Genomic DNA, 24,553 nt, shown 5'->3' with positions numbered 1-24,553 from the left:
GGCTATTTGAAACCATTAAACTATACAATTCCTTAAAAAAGTAAAAAAAGTCGCTTTTGAAAGTAAAATAATTAACTCCTTTATAGAAAAAATAGCTATTCATAAATAACCTTTCTCAACACGATTTTTTATTTGATTAATATTATGGATTTTACCATCTTTAATCAAAACTAAACGAGTGCAATATATTTAATAGGATAAGATATTTAATTTATTTTTTCTTCGAAAGGAATATTGGCATTAAAGATCTCATTCAACAACAATACAACTTCATCCAAATAATCATTTAAAATTTCTTTTGTAACCGTACTATTTAATTCTTTATCTTCTTTAAAACCAAATGACAAAAAACCTGACTTTAAATTTTTAAACGAAATAATCCCAACTTCCATAGGAATATCACCCGCTTCTTTTTCAAACATAAAAGCATATGCCAGTACCTGGATAATTTTATCATTTTTAAGCTCCTGTGTCAATCCATTCCATGATTTCAGGATTACATTGGCTTTTTCTACCTTTCCCGTCTTATAATCGATGATTCGTATTTTTCCGTTGCGCAGCTCAATTCTATCTACATTTCCTTTAATTAAAACAGGAAATGGCAACTTAGGATGATTAAGTTCCCGCTGAAAAGTTTTTTCTAAAGCAATGATTTTAATTGCATCTCCATTTTTAATTGCATCTAATTCCATTTTTAAAAAGTTGAAAACATTTCGTTTAGCCACCTCAAAAGCTAAAAGATTACGCCCTTTTTTGATTTCTCCTTCCTTATAAACCAATTTAAACTGTCTTAAAACTTCATCATCTAATAATTTGAAACAATTAAAAACATCTTCTTCTGAAACAAATTTATCAATCAACGGATCATATAGTGTTTTTAATGTTTCATGAATTATGGTCCCAAGTGTATTCAACGCAATATTTTCTTCCACTTCTTCCACTTCACGGATACGGAGTATTTTTTGAAAATAAAAATCAATCGGATTTCGAATATAACTTGTCAAAGCAGAAGGTGAAAATCCTGTTTCGGCAATTTCTTTTAAACGTTCCATTACAGCATCCGATTTTGGAATCACCACTGGCTTATAAGCTGTCGCAGGCAGAACAGGATTGTAAATATCAAAAGTTAAATTATGTTTAGGCTGTTTTTCTACTTCTAACTGCGTTATAAAACGACTGCGTTCACCAGGATCCAATCCATCATTTTCAGTATTATAGATCAAATAAATATTTTTGGTTCTTTGCAGCAGGTGATAAAAGTGATAGGTATAAATTGCATCCTTTTCCTTAAAAGTTGGCAAACCAAGCTCTTTTTTCACATCATATGGAATAAAAGAATTTTGAGATTTCCCAGCAGGAAATTTCCCTTCATTCATCGAAGTTACAATTACCGTATCAAAATCCAAAACACGGCTTTCTAAAACTCCCATAATCTGAAGACCATTCAAAGGCTCCCCCTCAAACGAAACTTCTGCAATATCTATCACTTGCTTATAAATTGCATATAAAGTTTGAATATTATCTATATGGTTATGTTGAGAATAATAATTGATTAATTTATTAATAACTTTAAAAATGGAGAACACAAAAGTTTTTGCAATTTTTTCTTCCTCGTTTTCATTATTAAAATTTTCTTTTATTAAAAGTAAAAGTGCTGAGATACTTTCGAGAACAGCCAAAGAGCCATTCTCCCATTTTTGAAACAACAAATCAAACAAATCAGATGAATTCAAATTGAGCTCGTTTAATTTGGAATAAGTAATAAAAGTATAATTATTCTCTTTTATCACTTTAACTAATTGACTTGTTTTAGCATGAGGTTCAATTAGTGGATGTGTCAAAATATCTAATACATCCTTGTAATAAAAAACGTAATTCGTACTATTTCTTGAAATTGCATTTGTATGCATTTTAAACAATTTTGCAATTAAAATTTGCGAAGGATTGTTTTTACCCGAATACCCCATAGTAATATTGAGCGCTCCAACAGAATACGGCAACGAATACAAGATTGGCATCAATAAATTTTCTTCTCCAAGTACTATAGCCACTTTATCAAGAGAACAATTTGTATTATCCTTAATTATATTTTCAATAATACTTCCGGAAAGTTTTGCCTGACCAATTGTTTTGGGAGTTCCAATAACCTGAATATTCTTTGACTGAGAAAAATCATCTACAATCCACTCGAAGGGATTTGATTTGTAATGTTTCCAACTTTCTTTAAATCGTCGAACAAAAAGACCTGCATCGTGATAAGGATCGTTTAGAAAAGTTTGATCTATATCCCAAAAAATTTTTGCCTGATCAAGAGCCAAAAGATGTTGCACAATTTTTTCTTCGGCTGCATTTAAAGCATTAAAACCAGCGAAAACATACGTTTTATTTGTAATAGTATTCGAAAAATGATTTAGATTATTTACCGCCTCACGGTAAATTAATCCCTGATAGCCAAAACCTTTATTCACCAAGTGAGTGTAAAATGCCTCATAATATCGTGGGAGTAACTTCCAGAAATCAATATAGTTTTCAAGAAGTTTTGTTTTATTCTCAACTTCAATTCCCCATCTTTTTATATCTTCAATATCTTTTAAGTAGGACAAAACATGTGATGGCTCCAGAAGATAACGATCAATTTCATTAAAATCCTGAAGAAGTGTTTTTGCCCAATTTGCAAATAGTTCAAATGATTGCTGATGCTGTTTTTCTGTAATCGAAAGGTATACTTCATAAAACTCAAACAACAACTCAATTGGATCGATTGAACGAACAGAGGCAACCTCTTGAACAAAATCTTCAATTGAAACAATATTTGGAGAAAGAATAGTCTGATCTATTTGTTTTCTCAAAGCTTCAATCAAAAAAACCTTTGCTCTTTTATTAGGCAGAATAATAGTAATTTCAAATAACCTTGAAGAATAATCGTGAAGAATAGTAGCAGCAATTTTTTCTAAAAAAGAAGTATTTATCATATTATAAAAATAAAAAAAGCCATTCAATTAAGAATGGCTTTTTAAAATTATTTAGAAAGTAAAATTATAAATTACTTTAATATTTTAGAACTTAGAACCGATATGTTTAATTTCTGTTCTTCTGTTTTGAGCTTTACCTGCTGCAGTTTTATTACTTGCAACTGGTTGAGTTTCACCAAAACCTTTAGACTCTAAGTTTTCTGCATTTACACCTCTTTCAATTAAGGCATTCTTAACTGCAGCAGCTCTGTCTTCAGAAAGTTTTAGATTCAATTTATCAGCACCATCACTATCTGTGTGTCCTTCAATACTGAATTTCGCATTTGGATAGTTTTTAAGGATTTCTTTAATTGCATCTAATCTAGCTGGAGTTTCTTTGTCTCCTGTTTTGAAAGTAGCTTTACCTGAATTAAAGTATACTGCTCTTGCCTGAACTTTAAGTTCTTCTAAAGCTTCAGAAGTGATTTCTGGACATCCTCTGTTACTAGCTGGACCAGCTACAGTAGGACAATCATCATCTTTATCTAAAACACCATCTTTATCAGCATCTAAGAAAGGACAACCGCCATTTTCTTTTGGACCTGCAACAGTAGGACACTTATCATCTTTATCAGCAATTCCGTCTCCGTCAGTATCAGGACAACCTTTTAAAGCAGCTAAACCAGCAACATCTGGACAAGCATCATCTTTATCAGCAATTCCGTCTCCGTCAGTATCAGGACAACCGTTTAAAGCAGCTAAACCAAATACATCTGGACAAGCATCACTACCATCAACAATTCCGTCTCCATCAGTATCAGGACATCCATTGAATTGCTTCAAACCAGCAACATCTGGACAAGCATCATCTTTATCATAAATTCCGTCACCATCAGTATCTTTACCTCCAAATTTGAAAACAAGGCCAGCTGTGTGTTGGAAATGAGATGGAGCATCAGGAACACCAGCAGCATCCTCTCTACCATCATCACCAGCAGCAACAGCCCATTTGTATCTTGAAGCTAACTCAAGACCAATAGCATCTGTAAACCAAAAAGTTAAACCAACACCTGGATTAACAGTTCCATAACTACTATCTCCGAAGAAAGTGTAACCACCACCAACAGATAACGAAGGATCAATTACTTTAGATTTAATTAATTCTTTGAAGCTATATTTGATAGTAGCATCAATACCGTAGTACATTAAATCCCCTGGATTATTAACTACATTACCTCTTGAATCAGCTTCTGCATCAGTCGGATCATAAGTAACATATTTATCAATTTTGTTTACAGAACCTTGTAAACCAAGAGAGAAACCACTACCAACGTATCTAGACACACCAATGTAAGATAAAGATGGAAGAATATTCCAGTTGTCTTTAACAGCAAATGGTTGAGAAAAATGTTGATCAAAGAACCCGCTTCCTGAATTAGAACTAGTTCTAGTATCAACGGCATTAACTCCAAAAGAGATCGCCCATGGATTGTTACTGTCTTGTGCGTGAGAGCTTAAACCCATCACCATCATCACAGCAACTAAAAGTTTGTTAAGATGTTTCATACTAATTTTTTTTAATTACAATTTAGTTAATTACAGACAAAAGTAACACCTAATTTTTTAAATACAAAATGTAATGTTAAAAAAAACCTACAAAAATTGATTAAAATGGTAATTATATAACTTTTAACATTTGACCAACATTAACAAAAGCATTGATCGCAGTGTCTAAATGTTCTTTAGAATGAGAAGCCGATAATTGCACCCTAATGCGTGCTTTTCCCTTAGGAACTACAGGAAAAAAGAACCCAATTACGTAAATTCCCTGCTTTAGCAGCTCATTTGCCATAGTTTGAGATAATTTTGCATCGTATAGCATTACAGGTACAATTGCAGAATCGCCATCTATAATATCAAATCCCGCTTTTTTCATTCCTTCTTTAAAATAATTTGTATTCCATTCTAATTTATCTCTTAAAGAAGTATCTTTTTCTAATAATTCAAACACTTTTATTGAAGCTCCTACTATTGCGGGTGCTAAAGAATTTGAAAACAAATATGGGCGTGAGCGCTGACGAAGCAATTCAATAATTTCTTTTTTAGCAGTTGTATATCCTCCCATAGCACCCCCAAGTGCTTTCCCAAGTGTTCCGGTTATAATATCAACCCTCCCCATAACGCCTTTTGCTTCAAGGGTCCCTTTTCCGGTTGCTCCAATAAATCCTGCAGCATGACATTCATCAACCATTACCATCGCATCATATTTATCAGCCAAATCACAAATTTTATCTAATGGGGCAACAAGACCATCCATAGAGAAAACACCATCAGTAACAATCAGCTTAAAACGTGATCCTGCCTCATTAGCTTTAATTAGTTGATTTTCCAAATCTTCCATATTGCTGTTTTCATAACGATAACGAGCCGCTTTACACAAACGGACTCCATCGATAATCGAAGCATGATTAAGACTATCTGAAATTATAGCATCGTTCTCGCCCAACAAAGGCTCAAAAACTCCACCGTTAGCATCAAAAGCCGCTGCATAAAGTATCGTATCTTCGGTACCATAAAAATCCGCAATCTTTTTTTCTAAAGTTTTATGAATATCCTGTGTTCCACAAATAAAACGTACTGACGACATTCCAAAACCATGTGTATCCATAGCGTCTTTTGCTGCCTGAATCACTTCGGGATGAGAAGAAAGACCTAAGTAGTTATTAGCACAAAAATTCAAAACCTTTTCTCCTGTAGAAATAGTGATTTCAGCGTCCTGCGCTGAAGTTATAATACGTTCTTTTTTAAAAATCCCGTTTTCTTCAATGGTTTGCAGCTCACTTTGCAAGTACTCTTTAATTTTTCCGTACATTTTTATAATTTTAATATGTTAAAAATTAACAAGTTAAAAACTCATTTAATCTTTTAACATCTGATTAATTTTATCACAAATTTACCACATCGATTTCGGTTCCTATATACACCAAAGCCATTTTTAACACTTTGTAACCTAAATCTTCAACGGCATTTTGATATTCCTGAATTTGATTTATATATTTGGGATTTTTAGCTCCGGTTTTATAATCCAGTAAATATGCAGTTCTATCTTTAGTCAGGACAATTCTATCAGGTTTTAATGTTTTTCCTTCCTTTTGAACTATAGTCTGCTCGTTCAAAATCGAATCCTCACCATTAAAACAGACATTTATTTCAGGATGATTAACTATTTCGTTCAATGTTTTCGAAACTGTTTCTTTTTGACTATAAATAATTAATCCGTTTTCGATTGCTTTTGTAATTGCCAAATCAATATCTGATTTATCTTTTACAAAAGCCAAAATCTCATGTACAATATTTCCGTATGAAATTGCCTCCTGCTGATGTGTACCCCACATAAGAGCTTCTCGCTGGGCAATCTTAATGTTTTTTGGATTTAAGACTTCTGAAACTATTGGAATGGTCTTTACTAAATCCAACACCTTGCCCGGAGGAGAAAGTTTCATTGAATTTCCAAATTCATATTCCAGTTTTTCCGAATCGTAAACTCCTTTATGGATTAAATATTTAATAAAAAAGGAAGCCATATTATTTGGAAAATCACCATCTTTTCTTTCTTTTAACGATTGAGAAATTACGTACAATTGTTCTTCGGCACGTGTTAATGCTACATACAAAACATTAATATTATCAAGCAGTTCCTCTTGCTTTTTCAAATTAAAAATAGCTGAGGCACTTTCTCCGAAACCCTCCACAGCACTACTATTATCAATTAAAGCTTTAGGAACACCTAAATTTGCTTCTTCAGCATCAAGCCATAATTTGTCTTTTGGCTTTCTGTTATAATCTTCTTCTGCAAAAGGCATAATCACAACCGGAAATTCTAAACCTTTTGATTTATGGATGGTCATAATTCGAACCGCATTATTCCCTTCTGGAGACGGAATACTGAATTTCTCTGCATTTTTATTCCAATAATTTAAAAAATCAGCTATTCCTGCCTGATTTCTAATATCCCGTTCCAGCACAATATCAAGAAAATATTGCACATAAGCATTTCCGTCTGAAGGAAGAACGAATTTAGATATGATAATTTCCACAGCCTCATAAAGTGATTTTTTTCGAATATCTTCAAACGAAAGTAAAACATCAAAAGTTAAAAGCCATTTTTCAAAATCACTTTCTAGGGTTTGCTTCATTCCCTTAGAAATAAAATCGTGAATTGGCATTTCAATTTCTTTTGTGTTAGCTAAAAAATGCAGAAAGTTTGCTTTTGACTCTAAATCAATGCTGTTATTAAGATATTTTAGTAAATGAATAATCATTCTCACTTCTGTAGCATTTTGAATCATTAGTGTTTCTGATGATAAAAGCGGAATATTTTGTTCTGTCAGATAATTTGCAATAGCAATTCCCTGATCTCTTTTGCGGGTTAAAATCGCGATGTCTTTATATTCAAAACCTTCACGAATAACTTTCTGAATTGTATTTAAAGTTGCCAGAACATATAAATCAGATTTTTCCATCACTTCTTCTTCATCGGCAAAATCATTTTTTTCAATTATTGGAAGAAAAGAAATATTGACATATCCTCCTTTTTTAGAATTTGTATTCTGAAAACTATGATTTTCATATAGATTTTTATAATCTTCATTGGAGAACTCAGTTGAAATCAATTTAAAAAAGGCATTATTAAAATCAATTACCTCACTATAGCTACGGTAATTAGTATCTAAATGTTCAATCTTTTTATCCTTATTACTAAACGGATTATTGTCTTTACTTAATTCAATAAACTGTTCTGCTTTTCCTCCACGCCAGCGATAAATTGATTGTTTCGGGTCTCCAACAATCATCAAAGTCCCTTTATTGCCAAAATCATCCTGACCAGACAGCGCATTATCAATAAGCGGAATTAAATTTTGCCACTGCATTTCTGAAGTATCCTGAAATTCATCAATAAAAAAATGACGGTAACGTTCTCCCAGACGTTCGTAAATAAAGGGAGCAGGCTGATTCTGGATTTCACGATGAATAATCGCGTTGAATTCTGAAATTGATAAAATATTTTGTTCAGATTGAATTTTTGCCAATTCATTACTAACAGTATTCAGTAAAGAAAGCGGGGTTATATTTTTAAGGAATGCTTTGTAAAAATCTCTTTTTTCAAAGTTTTTATATATTTTACTTAGCACCTGAAGAAATTCAGGAATAAGATTTTCGATTAAAGCTTTGTCTTTTGCTGTTTTATTAATTGCAATATCTTCGAATTCATGAAAGGTTTTATTTCTTGGATTAAATTTCCCGTCACGAATACTTTCTAAATGATTTGGAAATGTTCCTCTTGAAAATGATTTTAAATCTATTCCGTTTTTATCAATCAATTCAAGAAGATCAACAGCCAACCCAGCATTTTCTTTTTCTAAATCAGCACACAAGACCGACATTTTCTTTTTTATGACAACAAATTCTTCGATCGATTTATCATGAAAATGCAAAATTTCATTGCGGTTATTTTCATTTAAAACCAACCTTCCTGTTTCCAGAATTTCACGCGAAATATCCCAACTTTTATCATCATCGGTTTTTTCCATCGTAAAATCAATCAGCAAATTTGTCAAAGTTTCATCCTGACCTGCTTGCGCAATAATAGCATCAACTGCTTCTACTAATAAATTCTCAGTATCAAGAGTTACCTCAAAAGTCATGGGTAAATTCAGGTCATGGGCAAAAGCACGAATTACTTTATGCGTAAATTTATCGATGGTAGAAATATCAAAAGCAGCATAATTATGAATAAGATGCTTAATAATATTTTGAGATTTTGTTTTGATTTTAATTACAGAAAGTCCTGTTTCACGAGACAAATCTTCCATCAATTCAATAGCTTTCACTGAAGGCTCGTCTTTGGTAAATTCAGACAAACTACCCACAATACGGCTTTTCATTTCATGAACTGCTTTATTGGTAAATGTTATGGCCAGGATATTTCGATAAGCATCATTTTTTGGTGAAGAAAGAATAATCTTGAGATATTCCTTAACCAAAGTATACGTCTTTCCTGAACCGGCTGAAGCATCATAAATAGAAAAAGACGGACTTTGCATAAGTTTAGGTATTTGTATTGTAAAAATAATACAATAATATCAAACCCCAGTATTACAAAATTTTCAAATTCCAAATTCCAATGTTTGATATTTTCTATCGCACAGAATATTGGAATTTGGAATTTACCCGACACTTCGAAGTTGTAATTTTTACAAAAGTTATGCGTGTTTTGGAAAAACTCTTTTATTAAAAACAAGCAAAATTCCAACACCCGTAGAAATTGCCACATCAGCAACATTGAAAATAGCATTAAAAAACTCAAATTCTTTTCCTCCAAAAAAAGGAATCCAGTTAGGAAGGTTTCCTTTCCAGATAGGAAAATAAAACATATCCACAACTAAGCCATGAAACCAGGTTCCATAAGGCTGAGGCGAAAACATTGTCGCTAATTTCCCATAGCTGTCATCAAAAATAACTCCGTAAAAAACAGAATCAATAATATTTCCTGCAGCTCCGGCAAATATCAAAGCGATTGCAACAATTAAATAATTTGAATAACGCTTTTTAATAGAGTCAGCCAACCAATATCCGATTCCAAATACAGCAAAAATTCTAAATACAGTCAGAATTAATTTTCCATATTCTCCTGGGATTTTCGTTCCCCACGCCATTCCTTCATTTTCAATAAAATGAATTCTAAACCATTCAAATACGTAAGCTTCGTTACCCGGCCTATCCAAAGTAAAATTAGTTTTTACATAGATTTTAGAAACCTGATCAATCAATAATATTATAAATATAAGGAGATACGCTTTTCTTAATGACATCTTGTGAATTTTAATGTTGGCAAAAGTAACAATTAAATCAAAAAAAACGCCCCTGATGGAGCGTTAATTCTTTTGTAATTAAAAGGTGATTATCTCTGCATGTTTTTAGCCTCGATACTCATTGTTGCATGCGGAACGATTTTAAGCCTTTCCTTGCCTATTAATTTACCTGTTACTTTGCAAATACCATATGTTTTATTTTCAACACGGAATAAAGCGTTTTTTAAGTCGCGGATAAACTTCTCTTGTCTGATAGCCAATTGAGAGTTTGCTTCCTTAGACATTGTTTCACTTCCTTCTTCAAATGCTTTGAAAGTTGGAGAAGTATCGTCCGTTCCGTTATTTAAATCATTCATATAGGCACTTTTGATCAAATCAAGATCTGCTTGTGCTTTTTGTATTTTTGCTTGTATTATTTCTTTGAACTCCGCTAAATCAGCGTCTGAGTATCTTGTAATTTCATCTATCATGGTATTCTATTATTTTGAAATTAATATCAATGTTTTAATATCGTCAAACTCAATTTCTGTGCCGCTTTCTAAAGTATCAGCAAAAGTCAAGCTATCTGTTAATGTTTCAGACTTAATATAGTCATCATTTTTTAAAACTGCATCTTCTAAAATGCCGTTTCTCTTTATTTGTACCTTAATCTTATCAGTAACTTCAAATCCTGAATCTTTACGGATGTTCTGAATTCTGTTTACCAATTCTCTCGCGATACCTTCATTTTTTAATTCCTCAGAAATTGTGATATCAAGTGCAACTGTTATTCCGTTTGAATTTGCAACCAGCCATCCTTCAATATCCTGAGAAGTTATTTCGACGTCTTCCAGAGATAAAGTTACACTATTTCCAGCAATAACAATATCTAACGAGCCTTCCTTATCTAACTGATTAATCTGATCTGCAGAAAAAGACTGTATCTCCTTAGAAATCAATCCCATATCTTTTCCAAAACGCGGACCTAATGCTTTAAAATTAGGCTTAATTTGTTTCACCAAAATACCTGAAGCATCGTCTAAAAGCTCCACTTCCTTCACGTTAACTTCGGCTTTTACTAAGTCAGAAATCGCTTCGATTTCAGCACGCTGATTGTCGTCAAGTACCGGAATCATTACCTTTTGCAAAGGCTGACGCACTTTAATCATCTCTTTTTTACGTAGTGATAAAACCAAAGATGAGATGGTTTGCGCCTTCTGCATTTTGCTTTCCAACGTTTTATTAACAAAGTTTTCGACAAATTTTGGGAATTGAGCCAAGTGAACACTAGCAAAATCCTCGGTTCCCGTCGACGCTGTTAAATCCCGGTACAATTTATCCATAAAAAAAGGAGCTACCGGAGCGCTTAATTTACTGATTGTTAGCAAGCAAGTATAAAGCGTCTGGTAAGCTGCAATTTTATCTTTTGCATATTCGCCTTTCCAGAAACGACGACGACATAAACGAACGTACCAGTTACTTAAGTTTTCCTGAACGAAATCAGAAATTGCTCTTGTTGCTTTTGTTGGTTCGTAATCTTCGTAACATTCATCAACAAATTTTATCAATGTATGCAATTCAGACATAATCCACTGATCGATTTCAGGTCGTTCGTTTAACGGAATTTCAGCTTCAGCATATTTAAATCCGTCGATGTTAGCATACAACGAGAAGAAAGAATAGGTATTATAAAGTGTTCCGAAGAATTTACGGCGAACCTCAGCAATTCCTTCAATATCAAACTTTAAGTTATCCCAGGGATTTGCGTTTGAAATCATATACCAACGTGTGGCATCCGGACCGTATTCTGCAATAGTTTCAAAAGGATCTGTTGCGTTTCCTAGACGTTTAGACATTTTTTGTCCGTTTTTATCTAGAACCAAACCATTTGAAACTACGTTTTTATACGCTACTTTATCAAAAACCAATGTTCCGATTGCGTGTAAGGTATAAAACCATCCTCGAGTTTGATCTACTCCTTCTGCAATGAAATTCGCAGGAAAATCTTTATTCTCGTCGATTTTATCTTTGTTTTCAAAAGGATAATGCCATTGTGCATAAGGCATTGCTCCAGAATCAAACCAAACGTCAATTAAATCACTTTCGCGTTTCATTGGCTTACCTGAAGCCGAAACTAAAGTAATTTGATCAACTACATTTTTGTGCAAATCAATTAAATCATAATTTGATTCAGACATGTTTCCGATTTCGAAACCTTTAAATGGATTTTCTTTTTGAAAACCAGCTTCGATCGATTTTTCGATCGCATTGTATAATTCTTCAACAGAACCAATCAGAACTTCTTCTTTTTTGTCTTCCGTTCTCCAGATTGGCAACGGAATTCCCCAATATCTAGAACGAGATAAGTTCCAGTCGTTGGCATTTTTTAACCAATTTCCAAAACGTCCTTCACCAGTAGATTTAGGTTTCCAGTTGATAGTTTCGTTCAGGTCGAACATTCTATCTTTTACATCGGTTACTTTTATGAACCAAGAATCTAGTGGATAATATAACAACGGCTCATCAGTTCTCCAACTGTGTGGATAACTATGTACGTATTTTTCAACCTTAAAGGCTTTATTTTCTTCTTTTAATCGAATAGCAATTTCAACATCTACTGATTTCTCTGGGGCTTCGCCGGCATTGTAATATTCATTTTTAACGTATTTACCTGCTAAATCTCCTAAATGTGATGTAAATTTCCCTTGTAAGTCTACTAAAGGAACTGCTGTTCCGTTTTCGTCTAAAACTAACATTGGCGGCACTTCTGGTTTTGCTTCTTTTGCTACTTTAGCATCATCTGCACCAAAAGTAGGCGCTGTATGCACTACTCCCGTTCCATCTTCTGTAGTAACGAAATCTCCGGCAATTACTCTAAATGCATTTTCAGCATTTTCGTATGGCAATACATAAGGCAATAATTGTTCGTAACGAATTTCTACTAAATCAGCACCTTTTGCTTCGGTTAAGATTTTATATGGAAGTTTTTTGTCGCCATTTTTAACGTTGTCAAAATCAGCGTCATCTTCACTTAAGAAGAATCCTTTTCCAAATTGTTTTCCAACTAAGTTTTTAGCTAAAACAACATTGATTGGTTCAAAAGTATATTGATTGAATGTTTTTACTAAAACATAATCGATTTTTGGTCCAACTGTTAAAGCTGTATTCGATGGCAATGTCCAAGGAGTTGTCGTCCAAGCCAAAATGTGAATATCTCCAAAACCTTGTAAAAAGCTCGGAAGCGTTTCCGGCAAAGTTTTAAACTGCGCTACAATTGTAGTATCTGTAACATCTCTGTAAGCTCCCGGCTGATTTACTTCGTGAGAAGATAATCCTGTTCCTGCTTTTGGAGAGTATGGCTGAATCGTGTATCCTTTGTACAACAAACCTTTATCGTAGATTTGTTTTAAAAGCCACCAAACTGACTCCATATATTTTGGTTTATAGGTCACATACGGATCTTCCATATCAACCCAATAACCCATTTTTTCTGTCAAGTCATTCCATACATCGGTATAACGCATAACAGTTTTTTTACACGCTTCGTTATATTCTTCGATCGAAATCGTTTTGCCAATATCTTCTTTTGTAATTCCTAATTCTTTTTCGGTACCCAATTCTACAGGCAAACCGTGAGTATCCCAACCGGCTTTTCTTTTTACCTGAAAACCTTTTTGAGTTTTATATCTGCAAAAAATATCTTTAATCGCACGCGCCATTACGTGATGAATTCCTGGCAATCCGTTTGCTGAAGGCGGGCCTTCAAAAAATACGTAAGACTCAGCACCTTCGCGGGTTGTTACACTCTTTTCAAATATATTTTCTTTCTTCCAAAAATCAAGAACTTCAGAAGCTACAGTTGGCAAGTCAAGTCCTTTGTATTCAGTAAATTTTGTACTCATTTTATCCTTTTCTTAAACGAGGTGCGAAAATACTAAAATTATGTCAGAAGTTGAAAGTCGAAAGTCAAAAGTTACAGATTAAGAAAAAACTTCTCTTAAAACATCTAAAGATTTAGGTCTTTTGAATCCATCTAAATGAAAACTGTAATAATCAATCAGAATTTTTAACAGCATTTGTCTTTCAATAACATGAAATATTTTTTGGTCATTATCGAATTTTAAATCGATTAGCTTCTTTAGTAAACCTGTTTCATGTTCTGTCAAACTTCCCATTCCATGAAAAAGAGTAAAAATACCATCATTCATTTCAAAATGAGGCAGATCAATATTCGACACATCAGGATAAAAACCTAAATATTTTGTTGTTTCTAAAAGCAAAATCAAATGAAAATTAGAAATTTCATCATGATGGTCCAGCCATGTTAATGCAGTTTCTAAAAACACAAAAAGTGATTCGTTTTTTTCTTCTTCCTGTATTGAATAGTACAGCATTTCTGACAAAAACATAACCATTGTACTTTTTACAAAATCAGTATGAATACTTTGAAAGGGGACAGCTATTTTTATTTCTTTGAAATTTTCTAAAGTTCCTTTGTTTTTATGAACTGCTTCGATCTCTAAAATAGACAAAGGCTGAAAATAAGCAATTCTCTGACTGGCTTTCCTATTCGAAAAAGCATCGCGTACAAAGTAAGATTTCAAACCGTTTGAAAGTGTAAAACATTTTACGACGAGGCTTTTTTCCTTAAACTTTAAAGCCGAAATAACGATTGCTTTGGTTTTAACCAACATAACCTGGAGTTATCTTTTTATTATTGCTTTTAAACCTGTCTAAAAATCTTTTCTCAATCACAAACCAAGACAATACAGCAAAAAACAATGAAATTAAAATCACACCTATTGCAACAATAAAAGGATTGTATTTTTCGAATAAATCATATTGCCTAATTAACTGAATTATTGGAAAATGATAAATATACAGGCCATATGTAAAATCACCATATTTCCCAAAATTATCAAAAAAAGGAATATTATATGCTGCAATTATCACAATAAGACCAAAAGCCGCAGGATATAAAAAATCAACATGAAAACTTAAAACATAATAACTAATTAGAATCACAACAGATAAACCCAAAAGTACTTTTTTATTCTTCATCACATAATCAAAACTCAAAAACAGATAAATTCCTGTTACGAAATAAGACAAATAACCCGGCAATTGTTTTGCTAACAAAGGCTGATCCAAATGATTTAGCAGAAACCAATACCCTAATGAAAAAAAATAAAGACCTGAGAGTATTAAAAGTGGTTGTTGTGTTTTTTTTATTCCGTAAAAAATCAAAGGTAAAACAATGTAAAATCCTTCTTCAATTTTCAAAGTCCATAATGCTCCATTAACAGAACACAAAAGATTATTATCAAAAAGCCCAGGCAGACAAGGATGCATAAAATTCAAAAAAACTAAGTTCCACCCCAAATATTTATAAGTACTTATATCTGAAAAATAACCATAGACTCCATAACTACTAAAAACCGAAAAAATTAGAGCAGAAAGAAAAATCAAAACGAAATATGCAGGCAAAATCCTCTTTATTCTCTTGATAAAATACAATTTTAGGGAAGTTGTATTTACATAACTTTTAGCAACTAAAAAACCACTTATTATAAAAAAACCTTTTACACCAATAACTGCATTAGAAAAATGAGACAAAAAAAACAAACTTTTATTTTGAGAAAGCTCTGAAAGATGTGATAATAAAATATTTATAGCGAAGAAGAACCTTAAAAAGTCAAAACAATTCTTGTTATTCATGGTTAATTTATCTACAATTATCGAACAATCATTACTTTTTTAACCTTGGTTTCACTACCGTCCTGAGCCGAAACGAAAATCATATAAACTCCTGTAGCGACTTTATACCTTCCGAATGCAGTTGTATCCCATTCTATTGTACCTCCTTCTGAAATAGCTTCATAAACTAAATTACCTTCAATATCTGTAATTTTTACATTTGCTTTATTTAATAAGCCTGCGATTTTTACAGTTCCTAGAAACTCTGGCCTCACAGGATTAGGGTATACATACACATTATTCAAATTTTCTTTTGCAATAGTCGCCGTTCCCTTAAAAGAAATCATGCCTTTATCAGTAGCTATGAATACCTCGCCTGTTCTACTATTAATTTCTATGTCGTTTATAGTATTGCTAGGCAATGGTGAATTATTTATTGTAAAATGATATTTTGTTTCCTGACCATTTGAAGAAACCAAAAATACTCCGGAGTCAGCAGTGCCAATCCATTTATTATTAGCACCATCTACAACTATATCTGTAATAAACTGTTCGTATAGTAATTCTTGTGCCAACCCATCTTCAACAATAATAATCGGTTTGGTCGTTAATTGGTTTTCGGTTTGAAAGCTATTCACATTTGTTAAAACTCTAAGTCCTCTTGTAGTACCTATCCATAATTGGCCATTATTATCTGGAACGGCGACCCTGGCATCAACTATAGGTAAATTCCCAGTATCGGTACCAGTTGTTATTTTTTTGAAAACATTTTCTTTTTCATTAAAACCTATAATTCCATTATTAATGGTTGCCATCCATTTAGTTCCGTTTTTATCAATTGACATTCTACCGAAAGTGCAACTTGAAACATCATTTATTATCGATTTGGTTGAAAAAATTTCCCAGCTACCATTTGCTTTAAGAACTTTTATTCCGTTATCAACCTGACTATTATTCATCCAAAGATTTCCTGATTTATCAAACACAGGTCCATTTACCCAAACATCTGGGGTATTTGGAATAGGTTCCAAAGAACTATTTGCTTTACCATATAAATACGTTGGTACATCATTCTCTACTTTTAAAAGCCCCGTATCAAATGATCCAATATAAACTTTATTTTCATCATTAGGATCAATAGCGACCCTTATTAAGGATTTGGCATCTAAGACTTTTTCATAAGGTATATTTAGCCATCCACTTTGAGTAAATTTACTAATCCCATAACTATCCTTTGGATAAGGATTATAATCTCCTCCATAATCTCCATAGACAGCCCATAAAGAATTTTCTCCTGTTTGAAGCGCGAAAATACTATTTCGTAATGGTCCTGACGGCATACTATTTTCAAAAGAAGCTGAAGTAGAAAACGAAGAATTAAATAAACCATTTTCCTTAGTAGCTATACTAATAACATCTCCATTTGATGTTGCACAAGTAAAACTCAAACTACCATCTAAAACCTGAGTATTTGAAATCTGACGAATAAGAGCCATCTGATTGTTATAAACATAAACTGAACTTGGCGTCGTAATAAATAAATTATGATTTACGGACCGCATATCTGTAGAAGACTGAGAAAGCTGTAAAAAACCAATAAAAGAACCTGAGTTATATTTATGAATATAACCTGCAGAATTCACAGCAATCAAATTTGAATCCAAAGTTTCAACACTAGACCAGTCTCCAGAATTTACAACTGACCACTGATTATAATCGACCAAATTTGTACTGGTACTGTTTGCACGCCTAATTCCGAGTGATGTAGCTGCATATATAAAACCATTAAAAACGGCGGTTTGTTTTACACTAATTTCCGCACCGGTATCGCCAATAAAATAAGTGTCTCCAAATTTTGAAGTGGCTAAATTAAACTGCACTATTCCAAAATCACAAGAAACATAAATCAATCCATTATATTCCATAAAATGATTGATTTTTTTTATACTAGATGGCAATTGTTTATTGATAATATCCACCACTTTGAGCATACTTCCATCCTTTTCATTAATCACAATCATCAAACCATTTTCATACCCTATCAAAGTTTTATTTAAAACCTCATTATGATATATTGACGATATAGTCTGACCGGATAACCCATCAACAGTTGTAGTTGTTTTAAGAATATTTGTAGTTAAATTTTTTGAAAACAAGGCGTTTTCTGAAGCTGCTATTATTGAAGTTGAACTTATAGAAAGATCATTAATTTCATAATATGAAAAATAGCTCTCCCAAGATAAAGTCCCCTGGCAAAAGCAATTTGGAAAAACTATTAAAAATAAAATATACAGAAAACTCTTTTTCATTTTGACAAATTCAGATTCACAAATATAATACAAACGAAAGTATTTGATTTTTGTTCTGTTTTAAATTATTATTTTCAAAATTTAAAACAAACAAAAATGCCTTCAATTCTATCCCTTGTTAAAAGACGAATGAAGGCATTTTTAAATTTTAAAAAACACTACACAACTCCCTGAGCAAGCATGGCATCAGCAACTTTAACAAATCCGGCAATATTAGCTCCTTTAACGTAGTTAACATAACCATCCTCGCCCTTGCCGTATTTCTTACATTGATTATGAATTCCAATCATTATATCTTTGAGCCTCAAATCTACTTCTTCACTTGTCCAGTTTAAACGAATTGAATTTTGTGTCATTTCTAAACCGGATGCCGCTACACCACCTGCATTTGCTGCTTTACCAGGCGCAAATAAAACTTTATTATCTAAAAATAATTTAATTGCATCCAATGTAGAAGGCATATTTGCAGCCTCTGTTACACACAAAACACCATTATCAATGAGTTTTTGGGCATCTTCTCCATTTAATTCATTTTGAGTAGCGCACGGAATTGCAATATCAACTTTTACTTCCCATGGACTTTTCCCTTTATAAAAAATTGCTTTTGGATATTTCTTCAAATAAAGTTCTGCACGATTATCGCCGCTTGCTCTCATTTCAAGCAAATGGTCAATTTTATCTCCTGAAATCCCCTCTTCATCATAAATATAGCCATCTGGACCGGAAATAGTTACCACTTTTCCTCCCAATTCATTTATTTTTAAAGCAACACCCCAGGCAACATTTCCAAAACCTGAAACAGCGACCGTTTTGCCTTTTATTTCATGCCCAATAGTACGCAACATTTGCTCTGTAAAATAAACAACTCCATATCCTGTAGCCTCAGGTCTTATTAAAGAACCACCGTATGCAATTCCTTTTCCGGTTAAAACACCGGTAAACTCATTTCTAATTCTTTTATATTGCCCAAACAAATAACCAATTTCTCTGGCTCCAACACCAATATCTCCGGCAGGCACATCCAGATCCGGGCCTATATGACGGCATAATTCGGTCATAAATGATTGACAAAAACGCATTACCTCAGCATCTGATTTTCCCTCCGGATCAAAATCAGAGCCTCCTTTACCACCTCCCATAGGAAGTGTTGTCAGACTGTTTTTAAATACCTGTTCAAAAGCCAAAAATTTTAAAACGGAAAGATTTACAGTATGATGAAATCTAATTCCGCCTTTGTATGGTCCAATAGCTGAATTCATCTGAATTCTAAAGCCTCTGTTTACAATAATTTCTCCTTTATCATCTACCCAGGGAACTCTAAATATTATAGAACGCTCCGGCTCAGCAATTCTAAGAAGTAAGTTTTTTCCATCGTATTTTTTTTGTTCGGCAATAAACGGAATTACCGTTTCAGCAAACTCTCTGACAGCCTGAAGAAATTCAGGCTCATTTGGATTTTTTGACTCTACCAGAGCCATAAACTCATTTATTTTTTGTTTCATCATTTTGAAATAAATTATTCAAATAAATCATAATTTGTATTAATTACATAAGAAAACATGCTTAAGAAAACGTTTTCGCTGTTCCAACAAAGGTAGATTAAAAACATAATTCAGAAATTAATTTTATAACATTTTTATCATAATTGCATATTTTTCAAACAAATTTAAAATTAGCATTTACAACTATTCTTTTAGAATCTAACCTCAATATTATAATTATCTTTTTAAGCATTTTGCTACTTATTTTTTAATTAAGAAATTAAATTATTTTAAATAGATTATGTTTTTTATATATTTGCAATCATTTGAAAGCCGAAAAACTCATGCTCAAGCAAATAGCCTTAACTTTTTTTACAATATTTGGTATTTCCTCGGTATCAAATGCACAATTAGCCTACGAAATTGGATTCATAGGTGGTCCTGTAGCTTTTCAGTCTGATTATGGACAAAGGCATGATCAATCAACAAACATCGGAAATACAGGATTTGGTATTGGTGCGGTGCATTGGATAAACTTTTCATCAGCTGCAAATGGAAACGAATATTTTAACGAGCATTTTAAAGTTCGTTCTGAACTTTCTTTCACTCACACCAATTTCCAGCATTTTGGAAAATGGATAGAAGGCAAACCATCAGCTGGAAAAGAAAAATTAAAAGCCATGAGTGGAAAAACAAGCATGTTAAACCTTGGAGCTCAGTTAAATTTTTCGCCTTTTACAACAATACATGAGTTTGAAAAATATGTAGGCAGTTTTTATCCCTACTTAAGTGTAGGCGCTATGGCGAGTTATTATGCTACTACGGCCAGTTCTTCTCTTGGACCATTAGGAACACCAGCTACAACTTTTGACAAATATTTAGTCCCTTCAGACGGTCATCAATACGGTTTTTCAAGCGAAAGCGGCATAACATTCTCTGTCCTTCTTGGGGTTGGAGTTCAATATAAATTAGATGAGATGAATGATTTACTATTTGAAGTACGTTATCAGGGCTTTGATTCAGACTGGATTGACGGATTAAATCCTAATAAAGATATTTACAAAGAAAACAAATCAAAAGATTCTCAAGTCTGGTTCAATTTTGGATACTCCCATTATTTAGAATTCTAAAAAAATATATAAAAGCCCCAACTCGAAAGAATTGGGGTCTTGTTTTTTTTACGATAAAGCCTGTTCTAAATCGGCTATTAAATCTTCGGCATCTTCGATCCCTACACTCAGACGAACTAGGTCATCTGTAATTCCAACTTCAGCCCTTTTATCCGCCGGAATTGAAGCATGGGTCATTAAAGCCGGATGATTAGCTAATGATTCAACCCCTCCTAAAGATTCAGCTAATGTAAACACTTTCAATTTCTCTAAAAAAGCGATTGAATCTTCTTTTTTACCTGAAACAAATGTAAAAGACACCATTCCGCCAAAAGCCTTCATTTGTTTTTTAGCAATTTCATGAAACGGATGACTTGTCAAACCTGGATAATAAACCGTTTTAATTTTTGGATGATTATTTAAAAAAGCCACAACTTTCTCACCATTTTCGCAATGTCTCTGAACTCTTAACGATAGTGTTTTAATTCCTCTCAAAACCAAAAAACTATCCATTGGCCCCAATGTTGCCCCGGTTGCAAACTGCTGAAAATGCAATTGTTCTCCCAAAGCCTCATCTTTTACAATTAAAGCTCCGGCAATAACATCTGAGTGACCTCCTAAATACTTGGTTGCCGAGTGCATCACGATATCAGCACCTAAATCAAGTGGTTTTTGCAAATAAGGTGTTGCAAACGTATTGTCTACAGCCAGCCAGATTTTGTTTTCTTTTGTGATTTTGGCAATTTCCTCAATATCGGCAAGTTTCATTAAAGGATTCGTAGGTGTTTCAATCCAGATCAATTTAGTATTTTCATTAATCAAAGACTTTAATTTTGTAACATCCGTCATATCAACAAAATGGAATTTAATACCCGAATCTTTATAAATCCTTGAAAACATTCTATAGGTACCTCCATACAAATCATCCATAGCAATAACTTCATCACCTGCTTTAAAAGATCTTAAAATACAATCAGTCGCTGCCAAACCTGATGAAAAAGCTAGTCCACGAGTACCATTTTCGATACTAGCCAATGCATTTTCCAGCGCAGTACGGGTAGGATTTGAAGCACGGCTATACTCATAATCACCCAAAGGCTGTCCGGGACTTGTCTGAATATAAGTTGAAGTTTGATATACGGGCGGCATAACGGCTCCTGTACTCGGGTCATGATGCTGACCTCCATGTATTACTTTAGTATTGAATTTCATATAGTTACAAATTTTTAAAACTTAATTCTTTCACAAATTTACCGTTTAATTTATTTTAATCCTGACTGAACCTCTTACCTTTGTATATAATTAACACTTTTTAAGATGAAACACTACTCTCTTCTTGTTATAGTGCTTATATTAGTTAATGGCTGCACTAAAACATTAACTATTGAAAACGAGATTATTGAAAAAGAATCAAAGATACCCTGCAAAAAAGATTGTCCTAAAATTACAATAAATGTACCAGTAGCAAGAAATGCTCCTGTTGTAGCAGACAGCATTAATAAAAAAATACTAAGTGTTTTAAAAGAAATCCTCTATTTTGGAGAAAAACCATCAAACGCAAAAGATTACAATAGTCTGGCTGATTCTTTTATTGCTTCTTATGAAGAAATGCATAAAAAATTTCCAACAGAAACATTCGGCTGGGAGGCCAAAGTTAAAGGAGATGTTGAATATCAATCTGATCAGATATTAAACATCAAATTGGATCATTATACATTTACTGGCGGAGCTCATGGCTATCAGGGGTACCGTTCTTTACTATTTAACCCAAATACAGGAAAAACTATTTTTTGCGATGAATTATTTAAAAACGAAAAAGAGTTTAAGGATTTTGCTGAAAAAGAGTTTCGAAACAAATATAAAATCCCATCGAAATCAAATATCAATGCAACAGGATTAATGTTTGAAAATGATAAATTTCAATTACCACAAAATATATTTTATACGAATGAAGGCCTGCTTTTATATTACAACTCTTACGAAGCGGCTTCTTATGCAGATGGTCCAAAAGAGGTATTGTTTCCGTATGAACAGGTGAGTAAATATTTGAAACTTCTATAATTCTTAAATATAAATTAATTTAGATACACTGCTGTGTATTTCTACAGAAAATCATTGAATATCATATTTCATTTTACGTAAAACCCGTAATGCTTCCTTAAAAGATAAATATATCTGTCCAAAAGGCTTTAAAAGTAATTTAGCATCGATCAGTTTTTGTTTGGCTTCATCAAAACCATTCAAATAACAAATCATAAAAGTAGAGGGCAGGTTTTCTAAATCTTTTAATTCACGTTCAGATAAAGCAAAACCTTTCTGCAGTTTTTGAAGCAATGCGATATTCGAATTATAAATATGAAACAGCATTCTCTTATTGAATTCAGGAGGCTTAAACAACATTTGACGGTCAATTTTATAATAACCGTTATCAAAAAAATGTATAGTCTGTTTTTCTAACGGATAATAGCTTGTTTTATCATTTAATCCAAGAGGAACATATTCGGTTATGGTAAAAGTATCATCATCAAAAACAATCGTAACAACGTCCTGAGCCGAATAAAAAAGCTTGATCTGTTCATTTATCAATTCAATATCAACACGGGAAAGAAACGTTTTATCTCTTGACTTTTTAGGTACTCCAGCCCAGCAAATCACAAACAATTCTTTAAAAACACGATATTTTGGCATCATGTCTTTATGCCTGAAATTCATAAAATCGAATACGCCGTCAAGTGTATACTGAATACTGTTTCGGGAACTGTTTTCGATTCCGATAACAGTTTCGGTATTGTGGTAATTTTTTTCGATTTCGCCTTCTACAGGGACCGAATTACTTCCGCGCCTCACAAAAATACTATTCGCCGGAATGGTATGGATTCCCTTTTTGAAAAACGAAATCTGGCTTTTAGGCTTAATGGTAACCAATCCTATTACCTTGTCTTTTGGAAGATTTGGAAAAGGCACATTTTCGTACTGAATTTTAGGCGGGTTTTCTAAAAATGCATTAACCAGATTCTGAATCCGGCTATCATCAAAAAAATCATCACCCACGATTTCGTTATCATGATCTTCGACACCAACAACGATATAAGAATTATTAGTTGGATTTGAATTTGACAAAGCACAGATATGTTTCAGAAACTTTCCTTTTCCTTCACGTGAATGCAAATTCAGTTGCCTTTTTTTATCATAAAAACTGCTCTCATCATTGTGAGCAAGCAGGTTTTTTATTAAAAGGCGTTTATTGATCATTATTTTTTAGATGTTAGACTGACTTAGATTTTTAGATTTCTTAGATTGGACTTTTAATATCTTGCCCTTAGAATTCTCAGATTATTTAAACAGCTAAATCTAAGAAAGTCTAAGTCAGTCTAAAATCTAATTAATCCTTTTTAACAATCGTCGATGATGCTTGAGCAGTAGACATAACAATCAAATCCGCAATATTAACATGGTACGGTCGTGAAACCACAAAATGAATAATATCAGCAATGTCTTCTGCTTTTAAAGGATCGAAACCTTTGTATACATTTGAAGCTCTTTCTGTATCGCCTTTAAATCGCACTTCGCTAAATTCTGTTTCAACCAAACCAGGATGAATTCCGCTTACTTTAATTTTGTATGGGTTCAAATCGATTCGCATTCCCTGTGTAATAGCATCTACCGCATGTTTTGACCCACAATATACATTTCCGTTGGCGTAAACCTCTTTTCCAGCTGTTGAACCGATGTTGATGATGTGTCCTGATTCTCTTTCAACCATTTGCGGAATAATAGCTTTCGAAACATACAAAAGCCCTTTCACATTAATATCAATCATAGCATCCCAATCGTCAATATCACCATTCTGAATTGGATCTAATCCATGTGCATTTCCTGCATTATTAATTAAAACGTCAATTGCAGAAAAATATTCCGGCAATGAATTTATACTTTCAAAAACAGCATTTTTATCCCTGACATCAAAAGACAAAGAATGTACTTCTGTATATTCTGAAAGTTCTTCTTCAAGTTCAGTCAGACGATCTTTTCGTCTTCCGCAAATGATAATTTTATAATGATTGCGGGCAAATATTTGAGCGGTTGCTTTACCAATCCCGCTGGTTGCTCCGGTAATTAGAACTGTTTTTTTCATTTTGACTCTTATATTTTGCC

At 33.1% G+C, this 24,553-nt stretch carries 16 protein-coding genes; 2 read left to right on the top strand and 14 right to left on the bottom strand.

The window, feature by feature from the left end:
* Nucleotides 1-206: 206 nt before the first annotated feature.
* From JE46_RS09935 to gdhA, 11 genes are all read right to left on the bottom strand, one after another.
* A complete protein-coding gene (locus tag JE46_RS09935) occupies nucleotides 207-2,972 on the bottom strand; it encodes a PD-(D/E)XK nuclease family protein (protein ID WP_031455126.1) in 2,766 nt (921 codons plus the stop codon).
* A gap of 84 nt (nucleotides 2,973-3,056) precedes the next feature.
* A complete protein-coding gene (locus tag JE46_RS09930) occupies nucleotides 3,057-4,517 on the bottom strand; it encodes an OmpA family protein (RefSeq protein ID WP_031455125.1) in 1,461 nt (486 codons plus the stop codon).
* Between the two features lie 112 nt (nucleotides 4,518-4,629).
* Nucleotides 4,630-5,823 carry a glycine C-acetyltransferase gene (kbl, locus tag JE46_RS09925; RefSeq protein WP_031455124.1) on the bottom strand — a complete coding sequence of 398 codons (1,194 nt, stop codon included), beginning with the start codon at nucleotides 5,821-5,823 and terminating at the stop codon, nucleotides 4,630-4,632.
* A gap of 73 nt (nucleotides 5,824-5,896) precedes the next feature.
* Complete coding sequence (locus JE46_RS09920; protein WP_031455123.1) at nucleotides 5,897-9,055, bottom strand: UvrD-helicase domain-containing protein; 3,159 nt, start codon at nucleotides 9,053-9,055, stop codon at nucleotides 5,897-5,899.
* Between the two features lie 159 nt (nucleotides 9,056-9,214).
* The gene (locus JE46_RS09915; RefSeq protein WP_031455122.1) at nucleotides 9,215-9,823 is read right to left on the bottom strand and encodes a lipoprotein signal peptidase; all 609 of its coding nucleotides are present in this window, start codon (nucleotides 9,821-9,823) and stop codon (nucleotides 9,215-9,217) included.
* A gap of 89 nt (nucleotides 9,824-9,912) precedes the next feature.
* The gene (locus JE46_RS09910; protein ID WP_031455121.1) at nucleotides 9,913-10,293 is read right to left on the bottom strand and encodes a TraR/DksA family transcriptional regulator; all 381 of its coding nucleotides are present in this window, start codon (nucleotides 10,291-10,293) and stop codon (nucleotides 9,913-9,915) included.
* A 9-nt stretch (nucleotides 10,294-10,302) separates the two neighbouring features.
* Nucleotides 10,303-13,704, bottom strand: coding sequence for an isoleucine--tRNA ligase (gene ileS / locus JE46_RS09905; RefSeq protein WP_031455120.1), 3,402 nt, complete (start codon nucleotides 13,702-13,704; stop codon nucleotides 10,303-10,305).
* Nucleotides 13,705-13,782: 78 nt separating this feature from the next.
* A complete protein-coding gene (gene recO / locus JE46_RS09900; protein ID WP_031455119.1) occupies nucleotides 13,783-14,496 on the bottom strand; it encodes a DNA repair protein RecO in 714 nt (237 codons plus the stop codon).
* Nucleotides 14,486-15,520 carry an acyltransferase family protein gene (locus JE46_RS09895; RefSeq protein WP_083480873.1) on the bottom strand — a complete coding sequence of 345 codons (1,035 nt, stop codon included), beginning with the start codon at nucleotides 15,518-15,520 and terminating at the stop codon, nucleotides 14,486-14,488. The genes recO and JE46_RS09895 overlap by 11 nt, the downstream gene beginning before the upstream one ends.
* 17 nt (nucleotides 15,521-15,537) lie before the next feature.
* Nucleotides 15,538-17,808 (bottom strand): type IX secretion system anionic LPS delivery protein PorZ, encoded by a 2,271-nt coding sequence (gene porZ, locus JE46_RS09890; protein ID WP_031455117.1) that lies wholly within the window; start codon nucleotides 17,806-17,808, stop codon nucleotides 15,538-15,540.
* A gap of 158 nt (nucleotides 17,809-17,966) precedes the next feature.
* Nucleotides 17,967-19,310, bottom strand: coding sequence for an NADP-specific glutamate dehydrogenase (gene gdhA, locus JE46_RS09885; protein ID WP_031455116.1), 1,344 nt, complete (start codon nucleotides 19,308-19,310; stop codon nucleotides 17,967-17,969).
* A gap of 323 nt (nucleotides 19,311-19,633) precedes the next feature.
* Here gdhA and JE46_RS09880 point away from each other — a divergent pair, with 323 nt between their 5' ends.
* Nucleotides 19,634-20,419, top strand: coding sequence for a THC0290_0291 family protein (locus tag JE46_RS09880; RefSeq protein WP_031455115.1), 786 nt, complete (start codon nucleotides 19,634-19,636; stop codon nucleotides 20,417-20,419).
* 48 nt (nucleotides 20,420-20,467) lie between these two features.
* Here JE46_RS09880 and JE46_RS09875 read toward each other — a convergent pair whose 3' ends face one another.
* Nucleotides 20,468-21,610: a cystathionine gamma-synthase gene (locus JE46_RS09875; RefSeq protein WP_031455114.1), complete on the bottom strand. Its 1,143-nt coding sequence runs from the start codon at nucleotides 21,608-21,610 to the stop codon at nucleotides 20,468-20,470.
* 105 nt (nucleotides 21,611-21,715) lie between these two features.
* On the opposite strand from JE46_RS09875, the gene JE46_RS09870 reads away from it, so the two are divergent.
* Nucleotides 21,716-22,459, top strand: coding sequence for a DUF3298 and DUF4163 domain-containing protein (locus JE46_RS09870; protein WP_031455113.1), 744 nt, complete (start codon nucleotides 21,716-21,718; stop codon nucleotides 22,457-22,459).
* Nucleotides 22,460-22,510: 51 nt separating this feature from the next.
* Here JE46_RS09870 and JE46_RS09865 read toward each other — a convergent pair whose 3' ends face one another.
* Both JE46_RS09865 and JE46_RS09860 read right to left on the bottom strand, forming a co-directional pair.
* Nucleotides 22,511-23,650, bottom strand: coding sequence for an ATP-binding protein (locus tag JE46_RS09865; protein WP_031455112.1), 1,140 nt, complete (start codon nucleotides 23,648-23,650; stop codon nucleotides 22,511-22,513).
* Nucleotides 23,651-23,780: 130 nt separating this feature from the next.
* A complete protein-coding gene (locus JE46_RS09860; protein ID WP_031455111.1) occupies nucleotides 23,781-24,533 on the bottom strand; it encodes an SDR family NAD(P)-dependent oxidoreductase in 753 nt (250 codons plus the stop codon).
* Nucleotides 24,534-24,553 lie beyond the last annotated feature (20 nt).

The sequence above is a fragment of the Flavobacterium chungangense LMG 26729 genome (genome assembly GCF_000735715.2).
Classification (GTDB): domain Bacteria; phylum Bacteroidota; class Bacteroidia; order Flavobacteriales; family Flavobacteriaceae; genus Flavobacterium; species Flavobacterium chungangense.
The sequence above is the reverse complement of the archived record's forward strand: the minus strand, read 5'-3'. Positions and strand labels throughout refer to the sequence as shown.

Bases quoted from the DNA above. Each gene is read 5' to 3' on its own strand.
- JE46_RS09935 (WP_031455126.1), bottom strand. From the start codon at position 2,972: ATGATAAATACTTCTTTTTTAGAAAAAATTGCTGCTACTATTCTTCAC.
- JE46_RS09930 (WP_031455125.1), bottom strand. From the start codon at position 4,517: ATGAAACATCTTAACAAACTTTTAGTTGCTGTGATGATGGTGATGGGT.
- kbl (WP_031455124.1), bottom strand. From the start codon at position 5,823: ATGTACGGAAAAATTAAAGAGTACTTGCAAAGTGAGCTGCAAACCATT.
- JE46_RS09920 (WP_031455123.1), bottom strand. From the start codon at position 9,055: ATGCAAAGTCCGTCTTTTTCTATTTATGATGCTTCAGCCGGTTCAGGA.
- JE46_RS09915 (WP_031455122.1), bottom strand. From the start codon at position 9,823: ATGTCATTAAGAAAAGCGTATCTCCTTATATTTATAATATTATTGATT.
- JE46_RS09910 (WP_031455121.1), bottom strand. From the start codon at position 10,293: ATGATAGATGAAATTACAAGATACTCAGACGCTGATTTAGCGGAGTTC.
- ileS (WP_031455120.1), bottom strand. From the start codon at position 13,704: ATGAGTACAAAATTTACTGAATACAAAGGACTTGACTTGCCAACTGTA.
- recO (WP_031455119.1), bottom strand. From the start codon at position 14,496: ATGTTGGTTAAAACCAAAGCAATCGTTATTTCGGCTTTAAAGTTTAAG.
- JE46_RS09895 (WP_083480873.1), bottom strand. From the start codon at position 15,520: ATGAATAACAAGAATTGTTTTGACTTTTTAAGGTTCTTCTTCGCTATA.
- porZ (WP_031455117.1), bottom strand. From the start codon at position 17,808: ATGAAAAAGAGTTTTCTGTATATTTTATTTTTAATAGTTTTTCCAAAT.
- gdhA (WP_031455116.1), bottom strand. From the start codon at position 19,310: ATGAAACAAAAAATAAATGAGTTTATGGCTCTGGTAGAGTCAAAAAAT.
- JE46_RS09880 (WP_031455115.1), top strand. From the start codon at position 19,634: ATGCTCAAGCAAATAGCCTTAACTTTTTTTACAATATTTGGTATTTCC.
- JE46_RS09875 (WP_031455114.1), bottom strand. From the start codon at position 21,610: ATGAAATTCAATACTAAAGTAATACATGGAGGTCAGCATCATGACCCG.
- JE46_RS09870 (WP_031455113.1), top strand. From the start codon at position 21,716: ATGAAACACTACTCTCTTCTTGTTATAGTGCTTATATTAGTTAATGGC.
- JE46_RS09865 (WP_031455112.1), bottom strand. From the start codon at position 23,650: ATGATCAATAAACGCCTTTTAATAAAAAACCTGCTTGCTCACAATGAT.
- JE46_RS09860 (WP_031455111.1), bottom strand. From the start codon at position 24,533: ATGAAAAAAACAGTTCTAATTACCGGAGCAACCAGCGGGATTGGTAAA.